The sequence below is a fragment of the Lacticaseibacillus brantae DSM 23927 genome (assembly GCF_001436115.1).
Taxonomy (GTDB): Bacteria; Bacillota; Bacilli; order Lactobacillales; family Lactobacillaceae; genus Lacticaseibacillus; species Lacticaseibacillus brantae.
The window spans coordinates 84,893-104,923 of sequence record NZ_AYZQ01000004.1; the positions used below are offsets into that span (position 1 = coordinate 84,893).

Annotated in this window: 22 protein-coding genes, 1 other RNA gene and 1 other annotated feature; of the genes, 17 read left to right on the forward strand and 6 right to left on the reverse strand. The window is 46.6% G+C overall.

Annotation, left to right across the window (positions count from 1 at the left end):
• Window positions 1-28: 28 nt before the first annotated feature.
• Window positions 29-1,924: an NAD(P)/FAD-dependent oxidoreductase gene (locus tag FC34_RS07875; protein ID WP_057894871.1), complete on the reverse strand. Its 1,896-nt coding sequence runs from the start codon at window positions 1,922-1,924 to the stop codon at window positions 29-31.
• A gap of 282 nt (window positions 1,925-2,206) precedes the next feature.
• Here FC34_RS07875 and pplA point away from each other — a divergent pair, with 282 nt between their 5' ends.
• The 11 genes from pplA (at window position 2,207) to rplA (ending at window position 9,930) form a co-directional block, all read left to right on the forward strand.
• Window positions 2,207-3,133 carry an extracellular electron transfer flavoprotein PplA gene (gene pplA, locus FC34_RS07880; RefSeq protein ID WP_057894872.1) on the forward strand — a complete coding sequence of 309 codons (927 nt, stop codon included), beginning with the start codon at window positions 2,207-2,209 and terminating at the stop codon, window positions 3,131-3,133.
• A gap of 144 nt (window positions 3,134-3,277) precedes the next feature.
• Window positions 3,278-4,345, forward strand: a complete 1,068-nt coding sequence (locus FC34_RS07885) for an FAD:protein FMN transferase (protein ID WP_057894873.1) — start codon at window positions 3,278-3,280, stop codon at window positions 4,343-4,345.
• A 13-nt stretch (window positions 4,346-4,358) separates the two neighbouring features.
• Window positions 4,359-5,303, forward strand: a complete 945-nt coding sequence (gene menA / locus FC34_RS07890) for a 1,4-dihydroxy-2-naphthoate polyprenyltransferase (RefSeq protein ID WP_057894874.1) — start codon at window positions 4,359-4,361, stop codon at window positions 5,301-5,303.
• Complete coding sequence (locus FC34_RS07895) at window positions 5,300-6,259, forward strand: UbiA family prenyltransferase (RefSeq protein WP_057894875.1); 960 nt, start codon at window positions 5,300-5,302, stop codon at window positions 6,257-6,259. The genes menA and FC34_RS07895 overlap by 4 nt, the downstream gene beginning before the upstream one ends.
• Before the next feature lie 51 nt (window positions 6,260-6,310).
• Complete coding sequence (rpmG, locus tag FC34_RS09570) at window positions 6,311-6,460, forward strand: 50S ribosomal protein L33 (protein ID WP_083479302.1); 150 nt, start codon at window positions 6,311-6,313, stop codon at window positions 6,458-6,460.
• Between the two features lie 18 nt (window positions 6,461-6,478).
• Window positions 6,479-6,649 carry a preprotein translocase subunit SecE gene (secE, locus tag FC34_RS07900; protein WP_057894876.1) on the forward strand — a complete coding sequence of 57 codons (171 nt, stop codon included), beginning with the start codon at window positions 6,479-6,481 and terminating at the stop codon, window positions 6,647-6,649.
• A gap of 133 nt (window positions 6,650-6,782) precedes the next feature.
• The gene (gene nusG / locus FC34_RS07905) at window positions 6,783-7,328 is read left to right on the forward strand and encodes a transcription termination/antitermination protein NusG (RefSeq protein ID WP_057894877.1); all 546 of its coding nucleotides are present in this window, start codon (window positions 6,783-6,785) and stop codon (window positions 7,326-7,328) included.
• 2 nt (window positions 7,329-7,330) lie between these two features.
• The gene (locus tag FC34_RS07910; RefSeq protein WP_057894878.1) at window positions 7,331-8,158 is read left to right on the forward strand and encodes an alpha/beta fold hydrolase; all 828 of its coding nucleotides are present in this window, start codon (window positions 7,331-7,333) and stop codon (window positions 8,156-8,158) included.
• Between the two features lie 4 nt (window positions 8,159-8,162).
• Window positions 8,163-8,603, forward strand: a complete 441-nt coding sequence (locus tag FC34_RS07915; protein WP_057894879.1) for a nucleoside 2-deoxyribosyltransferase — start codon at window positions 8,163-8,165, stop codon at window positions 8,601-8,603.
• 123 nt (window positions 8,604-8,726) lie between these two features.
• The gene (rplK, locus tag FC34_RS07920) at window positions 8,727-9,152 is read left to right on the forward strand and encodes a 50S ribosomal protein L11 (protein ID WP_057894880.1); all 426 of its coding nucleotides are present in this window, start codon (window positions 8,727-8,729) and stop codon (window positions 9,150-9,152) included.
• 88 nt (window positions 9,153-9,240) lie between these two features.
• Window positions 9,241-9,930, forward strand: coding sequence for a 50S ribosomal protein L1 (rplA, locus tag FC34_RS07925; protein WP_057894881.1), 690 nt, complete (start codon window positions 9,241-9,243; stop codon window positions 9,928-9,930).
• A gap of 55 nt (window positions 9,931-9,985) precedes the next feature.
• Here rplA and FC34_RS07930 read toward each other — a convergent pair whose 3' ends face one another.
• From FC34_RS07930 to FC34_RS07940, 3 genes are all read right to left on the reverse strand, one after another.
• The gene (locus FC34_RS07930; RefSeq protein WP_057894882.1) at window positions 9,986-10,792 is read right to left on the reverse strand and encodes an alpha/beta hydrolase; all 807 of its coding nucleotides are present in this window, start codon (window positions 10,790-10,792) and stop codon (window positions 9,986-9,988) included.
• Entirely contained in the window at window positions 10,782-11,756 is a 975-nt protein-coding gene (locus FC34_RS07935) for an acyltransferase family protein (protein ID WP_057894883.1), read from the reverse strand. Before FC34_RS07935 ends, FC34_RS07930 begins: the two co-directional genes overlap by 11 nt.
• A gap of 181 nt (window positions 11,757-11,937) precedes the next feature.
• A complete protein-coding gene (locus tag FC34_RS07940; RefSeq protein ID WP_057894884.1) occupies window positions 11,938-12,678 on the reverse strand; it encodes a sunset domain-containing protein in 741 nt (246 codons plus the stop codon).
• A 97-nt stretch (window positions 12,679-12,775) separates the two neighbouring features.
• Window positions 12,776-12,893 (forward strand) — a sequence feature (ribosomal protein L10 leader region).
• 31 nt (window positions 12,894-12,924) lie between these two features.
• Here FC34_RS07940 and rplJ point away from each other — a divergent pair.
• Both rplJ and rplL read left to right on the forward strand, forming a co-directional pair.
• Window positions 12,925-13,431, forward strand: coding sequence for a 50S ribosomal protein L10 (gene rplJ, locus FC34_RS07945; RefSeq protein WP_057894885.1), 507 nt, complete (start codon window positions 12,925-12,927; stop codon window positions 13,429-13,431).
• A 39-nt stretch (window positions 13,432-13,470) separates the two neighbouring features.
• A complete protein-coding gene (gene rplL / locus FC34_RS07950; protein WP_057894886.1) occupies window positions 13,471-13,839 on the forward strand; it encodes a 50S ribosomal protein L7/L12 in 369 nt (122 codons plus the stop codon).
• 81 nt (window positions 13,840-13,920) lie between these two features.
• On the opposite strand, the gene FC34_RS07955 is transcribed toward rplL, so the two are convergent.
• Window positions 13,921-14,994, reverse strand: a complete 1,074-nt coding sequence (locus FC34_RS07955) for a type I restriction endonuclease (protein WP_057894887.1) — start codon at window positions 14,992-14,994, stop codon at window positions 13,921-13,923.
• Between the two features lie 182 nt (window positions 14,995-15,176).
• Between FC34_RS07955 and mprF the strand changes: the two genes are divergently transcribed.
• Window positions 15,177-17,789 (forward strand): bifunctional lysylphosphatidylglycerol flippase/synthetase MprF, encoded by a 2,613-nt coding sequence (mprF, locus tag FC34_RS07960; protein ID WP_057894888.1) that lies wholly within the window; start codon window positions 15,177-15,179, stop codon window positions 17,787-17,789.
• Between the two features lie 5 nt (window positions 17,790-17,794).
• Window positions 17,795-18,397 (forward strand): class I SAM-dependent methyltransferase, encoded by a 603-nt coding sequence (locus FC34_RS07965; RefSeq protein WP_057894889.1) that lies wholly within the window; start codon window positions 17,795-17,797, stop codon window positions 18,395-18,397.
• A gap of 41 nt (window positions 18,398-18,438) precedes the next feature.
• On the opposite strand, the gene FC34_RS07970 is transcribed toward FC34_RS07965, so the two are convergent.
• Entirely contained in the window at window positions 18,439-19,263 is an 825-nt protein-coding gene (locus tag FC34_RS07970) for a helix-turn-helix domain-containing protein (RefSeq protein WP_057894890.1), read from the reverse strand.
• 96 nt (window positions 19,264-19,359) lie between these two features.
• Between FC34_RS07970 and FC34_RS07975 the strand changes: the two genes are divergently transcribed.
• Both FC34_RS07975 and ffs read left to right on the forward strand, forming a co-directional pair.
• The gene (locus FC34_RS07975) at window positions 19,360-19,824 is read left to right on the forward strand and encodes a nucleoside deaminase (RefSeq protein WP_235803415.1); all 465 of its coding nucleotides are present in this window, start codon (window positions 19,360-19,362) and stop codon (window positions 19,822-19,824) included.
• A gap of 36 nt (window positions 19,825-19,860) precedes the next feature.
• Window positions 19,861-19,957, forward strand: an RNA gene (ffs, locus tag FC34_RS09575) — signal recognition particle sRNA small type.
• Window positions 19,958-20,031 lie beyond the last annotated feature (74 nt).

The following is a 20,031-nucleotide window of genomic DNA, read 5'->3' on the forward strand; positions in this document are numbered from 1 at the left end:
TCTCCAGAACTCCATTGCGACAATGAGTCTATTTTACCACATCGCTACCGTACAGCGACTTCGGTGTGCCATAGCGCCACTTGCCGAAAGTCTTTTGCAGATAAGGGACAACCCACTTATCTAACCCAAAGGCGCGGCCAGAACCGTTCATGCAGGCAATTGCCATTGGAATCATCCAAATGTTAACCCAGTAGAACATCCCAGACAGGCAGAACGTTGCAATCAGCGCAACAGTTGCGGCAGAGGATAACCAAGTGAACAAACCAGCGATGAGGGCGAGACCAACGAGAATTTCGATAATGGTCATCGTCTTTTGCATGAATAAAGCAACATCTTGGTTAGGAATCAAAGTCTTGGTAATGTCGTACATCCATTTTGGCATCTGTGAGAAGACTGGCATCGGATCGTTCCCGTATTCATACGACAGGGAGAAGACAGCCTTGGTGGCAGTCTTCGTGGCTTCAGCACCACTGGCTGCGGTTGTGGCATCGGCCCCAGCAGCACTGGCACCACTAGTGGCAGCCGTTTGTAACCAAGCAAATGGTAAGCGTAATTTGTCGGTGAACCAAGAGCCGGAGCCTTGAATCTTTCCCCAACAATCAACGAGCCACATGGCCCCTAAGAAAAGCCGGGCAGGGATGGTCCACAGTACGTTCCCTTGCCGAGAAATATGACCGCGCATCAAGTTGCGATCGTTCTTGGTCCGGAAGAATTCATGCATGAAGTATTGGAATAGGTAGTAACCAGAATAAATCTGACAGAAGTAGAGCATGTTGACTAAGTGCTTCATCAACATTGCAAAGAATCCAGATAGATGCATCCAGCCCATCAGATTGGCAACACCATAGCGCGAGCCTAAGCTGACCATGAAGCCAGAATAGTTTGGCTTGAATTCAACAGATGGCTTGTTTTCAATCTTGGCTTCAATATTGGACAGGGCTGCTTGGGCTGTCGCTTCAGCACCTTGAACAATTTGTGGTTGGCCTTTACCGGTACCGTCTTCATCAACTAAGGAAACATCCCCAACAACGTAAATGTCAGGATCGTCTTGCGATTCCATTTGCTTGTTGACCAGAATCCGGCCGGCCCGTCCTTGCTGGAGACCAAACTGGGCAGCTTGATCAGTTGCTTTAACCCCAGCAGTCCAAATCAAGGTGGCCGTTGGGAAGGTGGAACCGTCCTTTAAGTCGACATAAGTGTCATGAACGCCGACAACGCCGGTACTCTTCATGATGTTGATGCCGCGCTTTTGCATGTAGCGTTCGGCTTTGTCGGCATCTTTACGATCAAGCATGTTCATGATGGTTGGTGCCATTTCAATCAGATTAAAGGTGATTTCTTCAGGATCAATCTTATTTTCCTTGGCTAATTCATCACGCCAATCACGCAATTCCCCGATGGTTTCAGTCCCGGTAAAGCCAGAACCAACTACAGCAATGGATAAGAGCGCTTTGCGTAATTCAGGATCATGTTCAGTCGCCCCGCGGCGAATGACGTCTTTGACGTGTTCCTTCAAACGGATGGCACTTTCCCAGTTGCCCAAGGTGAATCCGTGTTCCTTAACACCAGGGGTGCCAAAGTCGTTGGGTTCAGAACCAATCCCCAGCATGACATAATCATAAGGATAAGACCCATGAGCGGTGACAACCTGTTTGTTGACCCGATCAATTGTGGTGACTGTATCCGTGACTAATTTCACGTTCTTCCGCCGGCCGAAAAGTCGTTGGAGGTCATATTGAATGGCATCTTCTTCAACTCGGTTAGCTGCAATTTCGTGCAGTTCGGTCAAATATGTAAAGTATGAGTGCCGATCAATTAAAGTGATTTGCACATCAGCATTTCGTTTGAAATGCTTGGCTAAGCGCTTCGTGGCGTAGACACCGGCAAAGCCAGCACCGACGACAACGATGTTTTTTGTTGCCATGAATAACACTCCTTATTATGAAAAAGTCAAAATAAATGCATGATATTTCCTACCTGATTATACGCTGAAGAAAACGGTTTTGTCCATCTTTTCACGAATTCGGTTGAAGGTGCGTAAAATCACACAATTCAGTGATATAAGGCGTGTATTCGGTTTCTCAAAATGAGAAAGTGTTAACAAACTGTGAATAAATTGTTGATTTTTGCACATGGCTTCGTTAAACTCTAATTGTGTGAAAGATGACACAAACACCAAATTTTATATAACAAAGGGGTTTTTCTGATGAAGCTCAGCAAAACAATTACTAGTATTTCATTGATCGCAATGTCAGCACTTGTATTAGCGGCTTGCGGTAACAGTTCAAGCAGCAGTGATTCAAGCAGCAGCAAGACAACCAGTTCCAAGGTTGAAAAGTCTTCTTCTAGCAAGGCAGCTGAAAGCTCACAAAAGCAAGTTGCTGGTGGCGCATTGAAAGATGGTACATACAAGCTTGAGGAATTAGACTACTCCCACGATTACCGTGTTCAAATGTCAATGACCGTCAAAGACGGCAAGATTAGCGACACGACTTACGACTATGTCAATAAAGATGGCAAGAGCAAGACTAAGGATGCCAGCTATGAAAAGACGATGAAGGCAAAGTCTGGCGTTGGCCCAGCTGAATACATTCCTAAGTTGAATGATTCATTCAAGAAGAATGGTACGAACGTCAACAGCATTGATGTTGTGACTGGTGCAACCGAATCATCTCAGACATTCAAAAACTATGCCCAACAATTAGTCCAAGCTGCTCAAGCTGGCAACACTAAGACAATTGAAATTCACAACACCGATAAGATGAAAGATGGCACTTATACCTTAGATGAAAAGAATGCTTCTCACGGTTATAAGGTGCAATTCTCAATCACTGTCAAAGACGGCAAGATTACTAAGTCAAACTATGACTATGTCGATAAAGACGGCAAACTGAAGTCTAATGACGCCGCTTATGAAAAGGCAATGAAGGCCAAGAATGGCATTGGCCCTAAGGAATATATCGCTGATTTGAATAAAGAATTAGTGAAGGGTCAACAACCAAACGTTGCTGCCGTTTCAGGTGCAACCGAAAGCTCAAGTAGCTTTGCCCTCTACGCTGCACAATTAATTAATGCAGCCCAAGCTGGCAATACCGCTAAAATTGAAGTTGACAACATCGTTTACGGTGAATAGTCACCCGCAGTGATGTCAATCTTGATTTAATCCACTGATCCCCGACATCCATCTGGATGAGCGGGGATTTTCTTTGGATAGCGTCAGCCGCGTGTCGAAAAATTTGCTATATTTAAGCTATTAAGACATTAGGAGATAAGATAAATGAAGAAAGTCTTCAAAACTTTATTGTTGCTGGTTGCTGCTGTTCTACTCTTAGTGGGCTGTAAACAGCAAGCAACCCCCAAGCCGGCCACGTTACTGGATCAACCTTATTCGAATACAGAATACCTGATGGGTACAGTGGTCACAATTCGGGTCTACGACAAAGGCAAAGAGTCAGCCTTGGATGATGCTTTTAAACGCATCAGTCAACTGGCCGATGAAATCACGGTCAACGAGAAGGGCTCTGAAATTGATGCAGTCAATGCCCAAGCCGGCGTGAAACCGGTGAAGGTGACACCAAGTATCTACAAGCTGATTGAATATGCCAAATATTTCAGTGATAACTCAGATGGCGCCTTTGATTTAGCCATTGGACCAATTACCAGCCTCTGGCACATTGGGTTCCCTGACGCACGCAAACCTAGTCAATCAGAAATTGATGCACGCCTGCCGCTCGTGAATTACAAGAATGTAGAATTAAATCAGGCTGACCAAACCGTTTACTTGAAACAAAAAGGGATGCAACTTGATTTAGGCGGGATTGCCAAGGGCTTCATTACAGACGAAGTCGTGAAGGTGCTCAAGAAGGATCAGGTTAGCACAGCCATTATCGATTTAGGTGGTAATCTCTATGTCTTGGGGCACAGTCCAAAGCATACGAATGCCAATTGGACCGTGGGCATTCAAGATCCCAAAGAATCTCGCGGTGTCGCGCTGGGAACGGTGCCAGCTGCCAATAAAACCATTGTGACGTCTGGAATTTATGAACGATACTTGAAAGTCGGTAATAAGACTTACATGCATTTAATGAATCCTAAGACCGGTTACCCATTTGATAATAATCTGATGGGCGTGTCCATTATCACGGATAAGTCGGTGGATGGGGATGCGTTGTCAACGGCGACCTTTGATAAGGGCTTGAAAGATGGGCTTGCCTACATTGAAAAACGGCCTCATACGGAAGCCATTTTCATTACGAAGGACTATAAGGTATACACTACCAGCGGATTAAAAGACACGTTTAAGTTGGTTAAGGGGACTAAGTACAAACTCGCAACACTGCAATAGACAGGAGGTAAGTATGGGGGTCAAGGTCTTTCTTGAGGTCGTTGAAGCACGAACTAAACTGGCCAGTATTTTGCCATTTGTGGTGGGGACACTCTTTGCGGCTGTTTATTTTGGCCAGGTTAATTGGGTGAACACTGGGATATTCTTTATCGCGATGCTGTTTTTTGACATGGCAACGACGGCTTTGAACAATTTGATGGATTTTCAAAAGGCTAAAGATAACGCTTATCGGCACACCACGAATATTATTGGCCGAGCGCAAGTGAGCCCGGCTTTGGTTGCAATTATGGTTGTCACCATGGTTGCTATCGCCACGGTGTTAGGACTGGTGTTAGTTTGGCGCACAAATTGGCTGTTACTCCTTATTGGGATGGTCTGCTTCGCCATTGGGATCTTCTATACTTTTGGCCCTTTACCGCTATCACGCTTGCCCCTGGGAGAAGTGCTCTCTGGTGGGGTGATGGGCTTGGGAATTCCTTTTATTGCCGTTTATATCAACGTGCCCGAGAATACGCTGTTGGCGTTGCAATTGGCATGGCCGCAATTCGGGCTAACGGGCAATTTCGTCGCCTTGATTGCACTGGGGTTGACTTGTATCCCAGCGATGGCCACTATCGCTAATGTGATGCTGGCCAACAATATTTCGGATTGTGACGAAGATCTTCGGAATCATCGGACTACTTTACCGATGTATCTGGGCAAAAAATACAGCCTTTGGTTGTATATTGGCCTGGCTTATGTTGGCTACATCGGCATTTTGGCGGCAGTCATTATGCAACTTTTACCTTGGCCGGCGCTGCTGATTGTTGTCAGCTTACCGTGGGTTATGGCCAACACGCGCCGCTTTGCTGCCAAGCAGGTGAAACATGAAACCTTTGGCACAAGCGTCGCCAATCTTGTCTTGGAAAATGGCAGCTTAATTCTCGGGCTGTTGCTCGCGTGGGGGGTGAAGGGATGACCGCGACCTATAAACCATTGACCTGGCCGTTGTTCCTAGAGCTGATTCGGCTTCCCGCCAAAACGGCCAGCCTCTTGCCATTTCTGTTTGGGGTTGCTTATGCGCAATATGCTTTTGGTCAGATTGACTGGATTAATACCGGCCTGTATTTCGTGGGCCAGATGAGCATTGCCCTGTTTGTGACTGGCTTTAACAATGTCCAAGATTTCTATAAAGCCAAGGATGAACACTACCGACAGACGCAAAACATCATCGGTCGTGAGCAGCTTTCGCCTCGGCGGACGCTCGCACTGATGGGGGGATTCCTGACCTTGGCCTGTGTGATGGGGCTCATCTTGGTTTTTCGGACAAATTTGAGTTTGCTCTTTATTGGTGGCGCAGCCATCTTCGTCGCCATCTTCTATACAGCCGGCCCAGTACCCTTATCTCGGATGCCGCTGGGCGAAATCCTAGCCGGACTGTGCGAGGGGTTTGGGACAATATTCATCGCCGTGTTTGTGAACATTGTCCCGCAACCAATTGATTTGGTGCTCCAAGGCCAACAATTCGCTTTGACCGGTAATTTAGCTGTGATTTTGGAATTATTCTTTGTGGCTTTGCCGATTGTGATTTTGGATGGAACGGTAATGTTTGCCGACAACATTTGTGATCTTGATCAAGATGTCATCAATCAGCGGTTCACGCTCCCGTATTACCTGGGCAAGCCCTTAGCGTTGAAACTGTATCCTTGGTCAGCAATTGCAGCCTTTGCTTGTATTGCCTTGGCAATTGTTTTTGGTTTTGAACCTTGGCTGATGCTGGTGGTTTTTGCGTTGGTCCCGTTTGTTCGACGCAACGTCAAAATTTTTCTGGCAAAGCAGAGCAAAGCCGAAACCTTTGGGACAGCCATCGCTAATTTACTCAGTGTGGCAGCTGTTCAAGTCGTCGTTTTGACCATCAGCGGCTTGTGGCAATAGTTGCAGTTTGTCAGGTTATCTGGTAAATTAGCAGATAACTGGAGGATTGACATGTCCGTAAAAAAAGTGGCTTTAGCCTGTTCTGTCTGTGGGCAACGGAATTACTTTATTCCTGAGAACCCTCGTCGGACGGAACGTTTAACCTTAAATAAGTTCTGTAAGTATTGCGGTAAGGTGACTGAACACCGCGAAACGAAGTAATCGTCGGAGGATTTGCACATGAAGTTCATCAAAAGTGTTTTTGCTGAAATGAAATTAGTGACCTGGCCTACTGCTAAAGAAGCCCGGCGCGATACATTCACCGTCATCATGACGTCCATCCTATTTGCGGTTTACTTTGCCGTTGTCGATTGGGCACTCTTGCTGATTCTGAACAAATTTATCTTCTAGATTTTCATAGAAGGCAAGCGGCGCTGGCAACCATCTGTTGTCAGCGCCGCTTTTTATGGTATACTGGTGTTAGCGAAAACCGCGCAGAGACTGCCGGTTTTTTTATTTTGACTAAAATTTAAGGAGATTAATCATGGTTGAATCATCTGAAAAGCAATGGTATGTCTTACATACCTACTCTGGTTACGAAAATAAGGTCCGGACCAACTTGGAATCTCGGGCGAACTCAATGGGCATGGACGATTTCATTTTCCGTGTTGTTGTTCCTGAAGAAGAAGAACATGAAATCAAAAACGGTAAGGACAAAGTTGAAACCAAGAAGACTTTCCCTGGTTATGTGCTCGTTGAAATGGTGATGACCGATGAATCATGGTTCGTGGTTCGGAATACACCTGGCGTAACTGGTTTCGTTGGTTCCCATGGTGCCGGCAGTAAGCCAGCCCCATTGTTGCCTGAAGAAGCTGCTAGCATCTTGCGTGATTTAGGGATGAGCAAGCGCCATACGAATATCGAATTTGAAATCGGCGAAACTGTTACGATTGTTGATGGCCCATTTGCTGGCATGTCCGGTCAAATTACAGCTGACGACAAAGATAAGATGAAACTCAAGGTCAACATCATGATGTTTGACCGGGAGACTTCTGCTGAACTCGACTACGATCAAGTCGATAAAATCTAATTATGTTCTGGTGGTTGAGCTGCCTCATTGTCCTTGGCCTGCTGGGGCTTTTATGGGATTTTAAGCTGATTGCCAAACCGCAAATGACAGTGTCGACTAAAGCCTCTGTGCTGGTGCCGACGCTTTTTATTCCTGGCTATTATGGGAATCGGTATTCGTTTGGGCATATGTTGTGGCGCATGCATAAGCGTGGCCAATTGGATAAGCAGGTTGTGGCCATCGTCAAACGCGATGGGCATGTGAAGCTATTGGGACAATTGCAACCACAAACAAGGGCGGCCGTTCAGGTGTTATATCAACGCAAAAGCAGTCGCCCCAACCTGCAGCAATCAGGACTTGAAGCGGTAATCACTGCCTTGCAGCAACAGGCCGATTTTGATCAGGTTAACTTGGTGGCCCACTCGATGGGTGGGGTCACGGCTGTCTTATATATGCTGAGTCAGCCTCGCGTGCCTGTTGGCAAAATGGTAACAATTGCGGCGCCATTGAACGACTTGGAGGTTGCCGAGAACGGACCCATTAGCAATTGGCGAATCACTGCCCACGGGCCTGAACATATCGAACCCATTTTTGCTCAGTTCCAAGCGACCATCCAGAACTTGCCACCTGAACTGCGGTGGTTAAATATTGCCGGTGACATTCTCATTGGCGGGCGCAATGATGGGGTTGTTTCTGTTAATAGTAGTTTTGCGATCCGGTTTTTGGTTAAAGGTAAAATCGATCGTTATATTGAAGTCATCATCCGTGGTCCCCGAGCGACGCATAGCTTATTACATGAGAACCCGCTTGTGGACCGCGATATCAGCCAGTTTCTCTGGCCTCGGAGGTAATGAGATGAAAGTTTATCTTGCTGGCCCATTCTTCAGTCAAGTCCAACTTGATTTGTTAGCTCAGGTGCATCAAGCCTTACAGCAAAATGCCACGATTGAGCGGATTTTCTCACCTAAAGACGAAACCAATCAAGCCGGGCTCGTCGAGAATAGTCCTGAGTGGCAGACATTAGTTTTTAAAGAAGATATTGGCTTTATTGATCAAGCAGACGTTGTGGTGGCCATTCTTGATTACGATCACAGCCAAACCGATCCTGGTACCGCCATGGAAATCGGCTATGCGTTTGGCAAACAGATGCCGGTCGTTGCAGTAGCAGTCAATGGCCCTCAGATTAACCTGATGTTGGCTGGTGCCACTAAGTTTTTTACCACCACTGTCAACGATCTGGCAAAGCTTGATTTTAATGCGATTCCTGACCAACCGTATGTGGGGGACGTCTTCTAAGTCGCGCTTGTTTCTAGTAAGGTTTCATGATAATCTATACAAGTATGTTTGGACATACACGTGGGAGGTCAAAATAACGCTGGCCATCTTAACCACATCACGGACTTAAGGAGGTTATGTCTCGTGGCTAAAAAAGTAGCAAATATCGTTAAACTCCAAATCCCTGCAGGGAAAGCAACTCCAGCACCACCAGTTGGTCCTGCATTAGGGCAAGCCGGGATTAACATCATGGGCTTCACAAAGGATTTCAATGCGCGTACCGCTGATCAAGCTGGTATGATCATTCCTGTTGTGATTACCGTGTATGAAGATCGTTCATTCGACTTCATCACCAAGACTCCTCCGGCTGCTATCTTGCTTAAGAAAGCCGCTGGTGTAGAATCTGGTTCAGGTGAACCTAATACCAAGAAGGTTGCTACGGTAACCAAGGATCAAGTTCGCCAAATCGCCGAAACAAAGATGCAAGACCTAAACGCAGCAGACGTTGAAGCTGCTATGCGCATGGTTGAAGGGACAGCTCGTTCAATGGGCTTCGTCGTCGAAGGCTAAAACAGCATCCGGATTATCAGTGAAAGCTGAATGAATCAAGTGGAAGGGACAAACCCGTTGACCACATTTGCAAGGAGGAAAACCCAGAATGGCAAAAAAAGGTAAGAAGTATATTGAAGCCGCAAAGCAAGTCGATGCTGACAAGCTTTACGCCCCAGAAGAAGCAGTTGCATTAGTTAAGTCAATTAACTTTGCAAAGTTCGATGCAACCGTTGAAGTTGCTTATCGTTTAGCTTTGGATCCTAAGAAGGCTGACCAACAAATTCGTGGTGCCGTTGTTTTACCAAACGGTACAGGTAAGACCGCTCGTGTGATTGTTTTCGCACAAGGCGATCAAGCTAAGCAAGCTGAAGAAGCTGGCGCAGATGTTGTTGGTGCTGAAGACTTAGTTCAACGGATCCAAGACGGTTGGATGGACTTTGATGTTGCGGTTGCAACACCACCTATGATGGCCCAAGTTGGTCGTTTAGGTCGGGTCCTTGGTCCTAAGGGCTTGATGCCAAACCCTAAGACCGGTACCGTAACCATGGACGTTGCTAAGGCCGTTAACGACATCAAGGCAGGTCAAGTGGCCTACCGTGTTGACAAGGCTGGTATCGTGCATGCACCTATCGGTAAGGTATCATTTGATACTGACAAGTTACTCGAAAACTTCAAGACAATGCAAGACACAATGGTTAAAGCAAAGCCTGCTTCAGCTAAGGGTCAATACATCAAGAGTTTGACAGTAACTTCAACCTTTGGCCCTGGTGTCAAGGTTGACGCTGCTTCATTCTAAATCGATTACGATTCAAAAAGCCCATCTCGTAATGAGATGGGCTTTTTTGTGTGCTTTAGTCGAAAAGGTAACTCAACATGACTTGGTCAACTGCGCGATTATGGCTATGCAGCAAACTATGTTGCGCATGTGGTCCGCTGACTAATTGTGTTTGATAGTGGGTTGGACTGTGCCGTAATACATAGCCCAGTGCCAAAGCAGAATTGGTGGTTACCACTGTATCAGAGCTTGAGCCATCGGCCACATCACCGTAAACGTTCAGAACGCGACTGGCTTTGAAACGGTGAGCGTGACTTAGCAGCCACTGATACTCCGGCCGGATAAGTGATGGCTTGCCATTGGCATCAAGCGTGGTTTCGTGGACGGCATCGTTCCAATGCAAGATGCCATTATATGGACCGGCGATGGCAAGGATCTTATTGATTTGGATGGGCTGGGTCAGCATAGCCGCGCCAATGACAGCATAGGCGCCCATGGAGTGACCGACAGCATTTATTTGGCTGTAGCCATAAGTTTGATAGAGTTTGCGATAGATGTTGCGCAGCCAGATGGTGTCTTGACGTTCGCCAGCATGATTATTCTCAAAAATCACCTGAATCATGGCTGGCAGATCACTTGTGGTTTCGTCGCTGAGCACAATGCCGCCGTTAGGTCTGACGGTGACTGTGAGCGTTTTTGTTGCGCGGCCGGCTTCAGTTGCTGTGCGTATTAAATCGGCCATTGAAGTCGCGTTACCATGAAGCCCATGGACAAAAATAGTTGGCGGTGTCCGTGAAGCGTGAAGATTTTGGGAAGCCGGAATGCCACAAAGCAATCCGATAAAGACAACGATGGCCAGCCATTGCCAATGCTTAACTATCATACGTCAGCCTCAATAGTTGGCGGCGACTCAGTGTGACTAGCCCGACTAATAAGAGTGGGACTAGAATCCCAGCGCTGACCCAAATAACAAGATTTTCTGGCATGAAATTATCCAAGGTATAGCCGACCGCCTTATGTAAATACATGATTGGGAGACTATGTTGTCCAAGCTTTGCAAGCCAGTAGGCAAACGTCGTGCCCTCTAAACCGTGGGATAGACTGAGTATGCCCACGACAATCATTGGCGGAATCATCAAACTTAAAAGGGGATGTGTGACGTGGTGGGATTTCATGAAGAGATAAAAATTCAAATCGGTCACTTGCTGCATCACAATCATGAATCCTAAAACGGCAAAGGTCAGTCCAATGATGACGGGGGAATTAAGCCAGTATTTTTGGAGTCGGTAAATGCACCAGCCGATGAACATGTATGGTGCAGCTAACAAGACTAAATCTAAGTTGCCTGGGATGGATTGACCCAGCACGGCTTCGGCGTTGGTGTAATGGGTGCCGATCCAAAAGCTCGTCAACATCAGACTCGCTTGGCCAAGTAGGGGTAGATAAGCACGCGCTAAACTGAAGATGAACAGACTGGCTAGATAAACGGTGGTGAACCAAAAGACAGAGAGATATCCGTTCAATAATGTCCCACCATACAGTAAGCGTAAGAAATAGGTCAGGGTAAACTGAATGTCGTGTTGCTCAACAACAAAGCTAATCAGAATTAATAAGGTGCCGAACCCAAAATATTGTTTCAGTAAGGGCAGCGCCTTTTTCCGCCAAAATTCTGGCAGTTCGTCCAAATAAAGGGGTTTGACAAAGAAGCCACCAATCATGAAAAACAGTGGCATCGTCCACCAGTAAAGACTCTCGTATAAGGTTGTGCCTTTGGGTGCAAAGTGGCCAATGACCACCGCTATGATTCCAAAGGCCTTGGCAATATCTATCCATTGAATTCGTCGCACGGTTCAGGCCTCCTTTGTGATGCTTTTAGTTTAATTGAGGAATATCAACTTTTTATGAAGATTTTCAGCAAAAATCACAAATATCCGGATTGGAATTGCCATTAGTGTCGCTGAACGATGCAATCAGTGTCAATAAAAAAAGCCTTGCTCCTAACGGAGACAAGGCTTGAAACGATGGTGATTAGCGAAGCGAGCGCCGGTAACCCGCGGCCCGTGCCGCCGCTTCAGAACTGAAGCGTACTAAGTGGTCGTTGCGAATCTGATAGTTCTTTTGTGTTGGTAAGTGGTAGATCTTGGTTTGGCTGTCTCCAAGAATTGAGCTGGACCCGGCAGTGTTGGTCACGCCATATTGGTTTTGATTGTTTGAAGGCGTACTTGGCTTAGCAGCGGGCTTGCCGGTGTATGTGCCATCGACCCACTGATTTGTCCCGACCTTATACCAGGTTTTGCCAGCAGCTTGGCTGACCGCAAAATACTTCCAAGAAGTGCCATGCTTCAGTGTCCGAGTGGGTTTGACAAAGTTGCCATTCGGGCTTGTCCGCAAAGCGACGCCATAGCCTGGAACATAATTGATGGTGATGACCCCAGTTTTAGCGGTCTCGGCCGGTTGACTGGTTAAAGCTGTAGTCAGATATTTGCCATCAGCCCACTGATTCGTCCCCAGTTGATACCACGTTTGGCCATTGACCTGTTTGACGTCAGAATAGCGCCACTTGGAACCATCCAACAACTTCTGCGTGTAAGCAGCGTGACCAGATTCTGGTGAATTCCACAACGCGATCCCGTACCCAGGGACATACTTCACTTGGACAACGCCGCTGGCGGCGCTAACGGTTGTTTGATGTTGCGCAGTGCCGAGAAACAACCCAAATCCAAGGCCAACGGCAAGCAATGTGTGACGCACTAATCCATTGATTTTCATTTTAACTCCTCCTTTTGCATTGATTCTATCATAGGGAATGAAATTGTCGAGTTGAAAAATAGTTTGACGCGCCTGCATGCAAATGGTATTCTAACTCTTGTGTTAATTCACTCTGCCTAAGACTCAGGTGGCGCAAGCCTTAATATCCTGCCGAGGTGGTATCAGAACGTGTAGATACCTCCCTGTCTGGTAGACGGGAGTTTTTTTATGCAAAAAACTTCAACCAATTTACAGGAGGTGAAACAAATGAGTGAAACAATTATTGCAGAAAAGGCTAAGATCGTGTCAGAAGTTTCTGACCGTTTCAAGGCTGCTGCTAGTGTTGTTGTTGTTAACTACCGTGGTTTAACTGTTGCCGAAGTGACTGACTTACGTAAGGAACTTCGCGATAACGGTGTAAAGATGGAAGTTATCAAGAATACCTACTTACGTCGTGCCGCTGACGCAAATGGTTACGAAGCTTTGGATGAAGTATTCACCGGCCCTACCGCCGTTGCTTTCTCTGACGAAGATGTCGTAGCACCTGCTCGGATCATGGCTAAGTACGCTAAGCAATTCGACGCTCTTGAAATCAAGGGTGGTATTATCGAAGGCGAAGTTGCAAGTCTTGACCAAATCAACGCTTTGGCTACATTGCCAGATCGCGATGGTTTACTTTCAATGCTGCTCTCTGTCCTTCAAGCTCCTGTTCGCAATGTCGCATACGCTGTCAAAGCTGTTGCCGACAGCAAGGACGAAGAACCAGCCGCATAATCTATTACTACCCACTTAAAAATATTGGAGGAAACAAACATGGCATTAGATACAAATGCAATCGTTGAACAACTCAAAGATGCTTCAATCCTTGAATTGAACGACTTAGTTAAGGCTATCGAAGAAGAATTTGGTGTATCCGCAGCAGCTCCTGTTGCTGCAGCTGCAGGTGCTGGCGAAGCCGGTGCTGCTGCTAAGGATTCATTTGACGTTGAATTGAGCGAAGTAGGCCAAGAAAAGGTTAAGGTTATCAAGGCTGTTCGTGAAATCACCGGCTTAGGCTTAAAGGATGCTAAGGGTCTTGTTGATGGCGCTCCTTCTGTTGTTAAGGAAGGCGCTACTGAAGACGAAGCTAACAAGATCAAGGAAGACCTTGAAGCAGTTGGCGCAACAGTTACTCTTAAGTAATTTCAGCTCTAATCAAAAACGACAATCACTGCCATCCGGCGGCGATTGTCGTTTTTTAGTACTGACGGAAACAAGTTGGCTTTACTCGATATTTAAGCCTTGAAATGCAGCAATAATTTTGTCCGCATAATTATAAATATCAATCGTGTGAGTGAAATCAAGAACTTCTTTATCGGCATTGTTGAGTTGAATCCAATTTTTGGCTCTGCTGAAATAGACCCGGACGACCCACCGGCGAATGTTGTCGTCAATGAGTACGTTAAAATATGATTTATTGTCGCGATAGAAGACCCTGGATTCATCAATGAGATCTTTCAGGACTAATTTGACCACTGTATAAGCCTCAATCTCTGCCGGGGTGGTGATAATCGCTGTTTGCGCTTCGTTGCCAGGATCCTCTTCATTGGTGGATTCGGGCACCGACGATGTAGTCACCGACGTATTTAGGGCGGAACTTAATTTGTCGCTGACTTGTTCTTGAATAACCTGCAGAAAACCATTTTTGATGATGGGAGTAAATAGTTCGATATTTGATTGTGTTGCCCGTTGGTTAAAGACAGTTTGCAGGACGAACCGAACGAAACCTTCATCAACATTCTGCATTTCTTGATTGAGATAGTCTTTGAATTGGTTGGTGAATTTTAATTGAGACGCTGAGGAAGAAATGCTTTCCTCATCAAAATTATCTTTAGCGAACCGAAATAACTCGGTGATTTGGCTATCGCGAATTGCATTCAACCGAATCGTCAGAAATGGCTCTGCATCCATTTTGTTTTGATTGTCCAAGTCAGTGTAAAAACGGTATTCATTACCATTGGTGAGGATGCCAAACTTTGCATCTGTCGTGCCGAAATAGCGAAATAGTTGAGAATCGTGATTATTTAGATCCTCATTAATTGCTTTTGTTTCAACTAAAAGTTGAAGTTTCCCACTGATGACGATTGCGTAATCGACGCGCTCACCTTTTTTGATGCCCATATCTGCGGTATATTCGGGAATGAATTCTAGCGGATTGAATATATCGTATCCAAGCGCTTGAAAAAATGGCATGATTAGCGAGTTCTTTGTGGCTTCTTCTGTTTTCAAACTATCGCGGAGTGTTTCCACGCGTTTAGACAGTGACCTAATCTTTTGAGTGAAATCATCCTTTTCCATAACTCGACCTCCAAAGTAAGCAACCGCTTACATTAATAGCTTGATTATAGTTCAAAAAAAGCTATAAGTATACGCGCCAGGATTCTATGCTTTTACTGGAGCTAACACTTTTGTCACCCGCCGCAAAATGCCTGCGTTTTGGTGCTGAACCCGATATAATAGACAAGAACGGAGGATTTCTCATGAAACTATGGCAACGTCTAACCAATTTTATTAAACAACATTTGACTGTCTTGAAAATACTCTTTGTCTTGTCAGTGCTCATCTTTGTCATCATCGAAGTGGGGCGTATCACGAAAGACCTGAACGGAGAGGCTGTCAAAGCTAGTTTGGCCTCACAAAGCCCGCTGGCTTTATTGGCGTTGACAGGGCTAGGACTCCTGGCAGTCACACCGATGCTCAATTATGATTTCGTGATCACGGAATTATTGCCCGGGAAATATAAGAAGGGCTACGTGGTGAAATCAGGTTGGATTGTCAATACCTTCACCAACATCGCCGGTTTTGGTGGCTTTCTCGGTGCCAGTTTGCGCGCAAACTTCTATCACAAAGAGGCCTCGCAGAAACAAATTCTGTTGGCCATTTCCAAAATTGCTTTGTTCTTATTGGCAGGGCTGTCATTGTGGTCATTGATCGCTTTGATTTTGATGTATGGCTTTGGACTTGGCTTGGCTTATAGTCAGTATTGGTTCTGGCTGGTTGGTGGTGCAGCCTATTTCCCATTGCTCATGATTATCAGTCATATTCGCGATACCGAGTTTTTCTCAGACATGCCGTTAACCCGTGAGATTCGCCTGACAGTTGGCTCGTTCTTTGAATGGGGCTTTGCTGGTTTGTTCTTCCTGGTTATCGGGGCATTCCTGGGTGTTCACGAGAATCTATTGAACTTGTTGCCTGCCTTCATGGTAGCTAATGTGCTTGGGGTCATTTCAATGGTGCCCGGTGGTTTGGGCTCATTCGATGTCTTTATGATTTTGGCTTTAGGACAAGTTGGGATTAATAGTAACTTGGCCGTGGTCTGGTTACTTTTCTACCGCCTGTTTTATTACATCATTCCTTTCTTGATTGGGGCGGTGCTCTTCGCGCAAGACGCCGGCAAACGAGTCAACGATTTCTTGGAAGGCTTACCGTTACAAATGATTCGCCGGGTGGCTCACGCCTTTCTGGTGGTTTTCTTGTACTTCTCAGGGATCATGATGCTCTTGCGAGGGATTGCGCCAGATCTGGCCTTCCGCAATGAGGTATATGTGCGGCTGTATCCGTACACCTTCTTCTTCCTCGATCGGGTGACGAATATTCTGTTGGCCTTCTTAATTCTCGGCTTTGGGCGGGGAATTGCCAACAAGGTCAAACGCGCATACTGGCCGACTGTCATTCTAATGGTGATTGCCATTGTGGCCTCCATTCGTGAAGACAGTAGTGTACGCTTTATTATCTTCTTGGGGATCGTCGTCATCGCCACAGTCTTAACACGCAAGGAGCTCACCCGTACTCAGATGAGTTTTGCTTGGGGCGGCCGAATCGTCGATTGGGTGATTTTCGGACTAACCTTCTTGTTTTACGCGATTTCAGGATTTTATAACGCTCCGGCCATTCATCATCGGCGAGTTCCGGAAGTGTTTCTTTTCCCATCAGAGCGCATTTGGTTGACCACTTTAGTCGCGGTGCTTGTGGCAGCTGCCACGCTGTATCTTATTTATTGGTATCTCGGGTTACCAGGACGCAACTTGAATGATGGATTCGATGCCAAACGGATCCGAGCAGTAATCGATGAATTCGGCGGGAATGAGGTCAGCCATTTAGCCTTCACGCGCGATAAGCAAATTCATTATTACCAGGTAGACGACCACGATCAGGTCTTCTTCTTGTATCGTCGCAAGAGTGACAAGATCATTATTATGGGTGAGCCAGTCGGCAATCCTGAACAGATTGAACCGGCCATAGTGGACTTCATGCAATTGGCTGATGAGCAAGACATGAAGTTAGTCTTCTATGAAATTTCTGAGCAATTAACTATGACGCTCCATGAGTATGGGTTCGATTTCTTGAAATTTGGTGAAGAAGGGCATGTTGGCCTCGCCGACTTTACCTTAGCCGGCACCAAGCGCAAAGGCGAACGGGCGTTGATTCATAAGTTTGAGCGCGAGGGATATACGTTCGAATGGTTGCAGCCCCCCTTTGACGATGACCTGTTAAGTGAGTTGAAAGCTGTGTCTGATTCCTGGCTCAAAGGTCGGCCTGAAAAAGGGTTTAGTCTCGGATTCTTCGATGACTTCTATTTGCAGCAAGCTCCGATTGCCGTAATTCGCGATAGTTCGCAGAAGATTGTTGCTTTTGCCAACGATATGCCTACTGGAGATCAAACAATTACCAGTATCGACTTAATGCGCTCGAGTGCTGATGCGCCTTCTGGTATTATGGATGAAGTGTTTGTGAACTTGTTCTTACAGTCGCAAGCCGAGAACTACCAATACTTCAATATGGGCATGGCACCTTTAGCAAATGTGGGGACTTCAAATTATGCCTTCGCTGAAGAACGCTTATTCCACCTGATTTATGAATATGGCTATCGTTTCTATGGATTCCAGGGATTGCGGTCATACAAGAATAAGTATGTCACGCGTTGGGTTCCTAAATATGTGGCTTACCGCAAGCGCAGTTCCTTGCTCTTCACAATGATTCAAATCTTGCTGGTGGTAAACCAAAAGGTCGATGCTAAACCTATGGGCTTCTGGCAGAAACGATTAGCGCGCTGGAGTATTGGTGGCTTCAATTTATTCGAAGACAAGGAGTAAACAGCATGCAACACTACTATACAAATGATCCAGATTTAGCTCACGATGAATCACAATTTGATTTTGATCTCGCTGGTCGCACGCTGCATTTTACGACGGATAACGGCGTTTTCTCTAAACGAACCATCGATTATGGGAGTCGCGTCCTGATTGATGCTGTGATTGGCGAAAGTCTGCCAGCCGGTAATATTCTGGATGTTGGGACTGGGTACGGCCCCATTGGCTTGGCTTTGGCAAGTCATTATCCCGATCGCACCGTGGTAATGAGTGATGTCAATGAACGGGCCCTGGCCCTGGCTAAGCGGAATGCGGAGGCTAATCAGATTTCTAACGTTGAGATTCTCGAATCAGCGGCCTACGAGGCCATCACGGGCCAATATGGCGTTGTGGTGACCAATCCGCCAATCCGTGCCGGGAAGGATGTTGTGTCTGCCATTATTGCCGGGGCAGCGGATTTCTTGACTCCTGGTGGGCAGCTATACGTCGTGATTCAAAAGAAACAGGGCGCACCTTCAGCGCTTAAATTAATGCAAGCAACTTATGCCGATGCTGAAATTTTGAAGAAGGATCGCGGTTACTATATTTTGAAGGCTGAACAAGCCCAATAAGCAACAAGCCCTCCCGACAAGTGTTTGTCAGGAGGGCTTGTTTAGTTGGCAACTAACAAATAGCACAAGACAAGGTCATCCATATTTTTAAGGGCGAAGCCAGTTTGCTCTTGGAATTTATCAAGTCGATATTGGAGTGTATTGCGGTGGAGATACAGCGCTTTAGCAGCAGACGAGATATTGCCTTGATGGTGATAGAGCGCGCCAATCACTGGTACCATATCAGGATAGTCATGCTGAATCTGCGTTTGGAGGCTGCTGAGGATTGGACTCTGTTCGCGCTTGGGGGTAGTGTAGTACCGCAGTGCGGTTTGGGGCAAATTGGTGACTGTTTGGCTGGTGCTGGTCGCCAGCGCCAGCTCTTCTTGAAAGATTGCCGGCAGCGCTTGGTTGACAGGCCAGAAACTGCCGACAAAAAGATGAGTCTCAGTTTCAAAATCAGTATCCAAGGTGCTGACCACGCCGTCGAAGTCTGTCATTGATAATGAGGCAGCGGTTTTAGGCTCGATGACAACCCCTTGTTGCTTATTGAGGAAAAAGCCGGTTTCTACCTGGGGCAACAGGCTAATGAGGGCTTCAAGCCAAGCGTGGCGGTTGCCTTGCGCCTGAGAGAAGTCCACAGCAAAAATCAGCAGGCGAACGCTGCCGTCAACTGCCGGCTGCTGCCCACCTTCAGCGAGAAACTGTGCCCAGGGATCATGTTGGCGCGTCTGCAGTGGTGCGAGCAAGGCTTGCTCACGCGCAGTGAGATCGGCAGCTGGGAGCGCCACGAGTTGATGATCAATCGTGAGCACCAAGCTGTCTGGTGGAAATGGCTGTTCAAGTATCACATGAGGAAATAATTGTTTAAAGTTTGTTAAGTCCAAGGCCAATCCTCCTTGCAATCAATCGTGTTTATTGTAACATGAATGCGAAAGGCGGTGGCCCACGTGGCATTATCTGACACAGACATAGCATTTTACATGCGCCTGGCCCTAGATGAGGCTCGCGATGCCATGGCAATTGGCGAAGTGCCAATTGGCGCGGTGATTGTCAAAGACGGCCAAGTAGTCGGTCGCGGGCACAACCTGCGCGAACACAGTCAAAATAGTTTGCTCCATGCCGAAGTGCTGGCGATTGAAGAAGCCTGTGCGACGCTTGGCTCGTGGCGATTGGAAGATGCGGATCTCTTTGTTACGCTTGAGCCATGTCCAATGTGTGCAGGCGCAATGATTAATAGTCGCCTTCGGACTTGTTATTATGGTGCGCCAGACCCAAAGGCTGGTGTCGCAGGGAGCTTAGGAAACTTGCTGACTGACACTCGGTTTAACCACCAAGTGGATGTGGTCGCGGGCGTCAGCGAAGCCGAATCAGCAGCCTTATTGCAAAGTTTCTTCAAGGCTATTCGGGCTCGGCGAAAGGCAAACAAAAAACGCAAACAGGCCTAGGCAAATGAATCAAAAAAAGGTATACTATGAATTGCCGAAAGGCCTTGAGGCAATGGCGGCTTTCTGAATCGTGTCAGGTCTGGAAGGAAGCAGCACTAAGGTTGGTTCTCCATGTGCCTTAAGTTTTATAGCTAATTAACGGGTCACCTCATTGAGGTGGCTTTTTTCTTGCCGCAATCGCCCTCGAATTTCAGCAGAACTATGATA

Bases quoted from the DNA above. Each gene is read 5' to 3' on its own strand.
- FC34_RS07875 (WP_057894871.1), bottom strand. From the start codon at position 1,924: ATGGCAACAAAAAACATCGTTGTCGTCGGTGCTGGCTTTGCCGGTGTC.
- pplA (WP_057894872.1), top strand. From the start codon at position 2,207: ATGAAGCTCAGCAAAACAATTACTAGTATTTCATTGATCGCAATGTCA.
- FC34_RS07885 (WP_057894873.1), top strand. From the start codon at position 3,278: ATGAAGAAAGTCTTCAAAACTTTATTGTTGCTGGTTGCTGCTGTTCTA.
- menA (WP_057894874.1), top strand. From the start codon at position 4,359: ATGGGGGTCAAGGTCTTTCTTGAGGTCGTTGAAGCACGAACTAAACTG.
- FC34_RS07895 (WP_057894875.1), top strand. From the start codon at position 5,300: ATGACCGCGACCTATAAACCATTGACCTGGCCGTTGTTCCTAGAGCTG.
- rpmG (WP_083479302.1), top strand. From the start codon at position 6,311: ATGTCCGTAAAAAAAGTGGCTTTAGCCTGTTCTGTCTGTGGGCAACGG.
- secE (WP_057894876.1), top strand. From the start codon at position 6,479: ATGAAGTTCATCAAAAGTGTTTTTGCTGAAATGAAATTAGTGACCTGG.
- nusG (WP_057894877.1), top strand. From the start codon at position 6,783: ATGGTTGAATCATCTGAAAAGCAATGGTATGTCTTACATACCTACTCT.
- FC34_RS07910 (WP_057894878.1), top strand. From the start codon at position 7,331: ATGTTCTGGTGGTTGAGCTGCCTCATTGTCCTTGGCCTGCTGGGGCTT.
- FC34_RS07915 (WP_057894879.1), top strand. From the start codon at position 8,163: ATGAAAGTTTATCTTGCTGGCCCATTCTTCAGTCAAGTCCAACTTGAT.
- rplA (WP_057894881.1), top strand. From the start codon at position 9,241: ATGGCAAAAAAAGGTAAGAAGTATATTGAAGCCGCAAAGCAAGTCGAT.
- FC34_RS07930 (WP_057894882.1), bottom strand. From the start codon at position 10,792: ATGATAGTTAAGCATTGGCAATGGCTGGCCATCGTTGTCTTTATCGGA.
- FC34_RS07940 (WP_057894884.1), bottom strand. From the start codon at position 12,678: ATGAAAATCAATGGATTAGTGCGTCACACATTGCTTGCCGTTGGCCTT.
- rplJ (WP_057894885.1), top strand. From the start codon at position 12,925: ATGAGTGAAACAATTATTGCAGAAAAGGCTAAGATCGTGTCAGAAGTT.
- rplL (WP_057894886.1), top strand. From the start codon at position 13,471: ATGGCATTAGATACAAATGCAATCGTTGAACAACTCAAAGATGCTTCA.
- FC34_RS07955 (WP_057894887.1), bottom strand. From the start codon at position 14,994: ATGGAAAAGGATGATTTCACTCAAAAGATTAGGTCACTGTCTAAACGC.
- mprF (WP_057894888.1), top strand. From the start codon at position 15,177: ATGAAACTATGGCAACGTCTAACCAATTTTATTAAACAACATTTGACT.
- FC34_RS07965 (WP_057894889.1), top strand. From the start codon at position 17,795: ATGCAACACTACTATACAAATGATCCAGATTTAGCTCACGATGAATCA.
- FC34_RS07975 (WP_235803415.1), top strand. From the start codon at position 19,360: ATGCGCCTGGCCCTAGATGAGGCTCGCGATGCCATGGCAATTGGCGAA.